Raw genomic sequence first — 1,587 nt, forward strand, 5'->3', positions numbered from 1 at the left:
CCGCATCGGCAACATCCTTGGCATCTTGCATGGTGCCGACCAAGGAGCGGGCCTGCAACCCTTGATGATCGGTTCGCACATCGACACGGTGTGCAATGCAGGGGCGCTGGACGGCTGCTACGGCGTTCTTGCCGGCCTGGCGGTCGTTCGTGCCTACCGGGCTGCAGGCGTGACGCCTGCGCGTGCGATCGTCGTGGCTGCTTTCACCAACGAGGAAGGGGTGCGGTACCAGCCCGACATGATGGGCTCGCTGACCTATGCGGGGGGAGCTTCGCTGCCAGCCATGCTCGATACCATCGGCTCCGACGGCACGCGTCTGGGTGACGAACTCGCGCGCATCGGTTACGCGGGTGACATGGAGCCGGGGGCGATCATGCCGCGGGAGTACCTGGAGCTGCACATCGAGCAGGGGCCCATCCTGGAAGCCGAGGGGCTCGAGATCGGCGTGGTCGAAAACCTGCAAGGCATTTCCTGGCAGAAGATCACCGTGCATGGCACCGCCAACCATGCCGGCACCACGCCGACGCGGCTACGCCATGATGCAGGGTATGTCGCATCGGCCATCGTGGCATTCCTGCGCGAGCAGGTTGTGGCCGCCGCTCCGGACACGACGTTGGCCACGACCGGCTCGCTGCGCCTGGAGCCTGATCTGATCAACGTCATCCCGCGCAAGGCGAGCTTCACCGTGGATCTGCGTGATCCGGACGAGGCCCGCCTGCAGGCTGCCGAAAAGCAGCTGGCCGATTTCCTGCTGGAGATCGCTGAGCGCGAGGGGGTCGGGATCGAGACCGAGCGTTTGGCACGATTTGAGCCAGTGGTCTTCGATGCCGGTCTGGCCGATGAAATTGAAGCTTCGGCAAAGAGCTTCGGCTTCACGTACCGGCGCATGACCTCGGGCGCTGGCCACGATGCGCAGATGATTGCGCGCATTGCGCCGTCAGCCATGATCTTCGTTCCCAGTCGGGGTGGTATCAGCCACAATCCGCGCGAACACACCGACGATGCGCAACTCGTCAAAGGCGCGCAGGTACTGTTCGATGTGGTGCAGCGGCGTCTGAGCACTGGCTGACCAGTCGACCGCGGAGTCTCATCAGCTTGCATGATCGCCGGCATCAGCCCCACCAATGCGCCGACCGCCGGCGTGGTCGGAGCGCTGGTGCTGGGTGAAGCGCTCAACGGCACCCAGGTGCTTGCGCTGGGCGTGGCCGTGCTGGGTGTGCTGCTCGCCACGCTGCCGACGCGTTGGCTGCGGGCGCACTGATTGTTTTATTTAAAACAATATTTGTGCTATTCGAAACGTCATCCTATACTCAAGTCGCTGACCAATCACGCACAAGGAGTCAGGCATGGGTGCCGTAGCCAAGCGCGAAGTGAGCGCGTCACAAGACCGTGGTGCCCTGGCCAAGATGGTCATGGCCTTGTTCGACCACTGGAAGCTGAGCACCGAGGATCAGGCTGCACTGCTGGGTATCGCCGCCAGCAATCGTGCTGCCCTGTCGAACTATCGCAGCGGCAAACCGATCGGCACCAGCCGTGACCAGTATGAGCGCGTGGGCCACTTGCTGGGTATCCACAAGAACCTGCGCC

3 protein-coding genes are annotated in these 1,587 nt (G+C 63.4%); all 3 read left to right on the plus strand.

Annotated features, from left to right (window positions below; all coding sequences use genetic code 11):
• A partial coding sequence (locus TBU01S_RS20500; RefSeq protein WP_068639356.1) for a Zn-dependent hydrolase occupies positions 1 to 1,069 on the plus strand: 1,069 nt, incomplete at its 5' end.
• A gap of 30 nt (positions 1,070 to 1,099) precedes the next feature.
• Positions 1,100 to 1,261 (plus strand): hypothetical protein, encoded by a 162-nt coding sequence (locus TBU01S_RS24135; protein WP_174524558.1) that lies wholly within the window; start codon positions 1,100 to 1,102, stop codon positions 1,259 to 1,261.
• Between the two features lie 85 nt (positions 1,262 to 1,346).
• Positions 1,347 to 1,587 (plus strand): antitoxin Xre-like helix-turn-helix domain-containing protein (locus tag TBU01S_RS20505; RefSeq protein WP_369404222.1); only part of this gene is annotated, 241 nt, incomplete at its 3' end.

The organism is Thauera butanivorans NBRC 103042, assembly GCF_001591165.1.
Classification (GTDB): Bacteria; Pseudomonadota; Gammaproteobacteria; order Burkholderiales; family Rhodocyclaceae; genus Thauera; species Thauera butanivorans.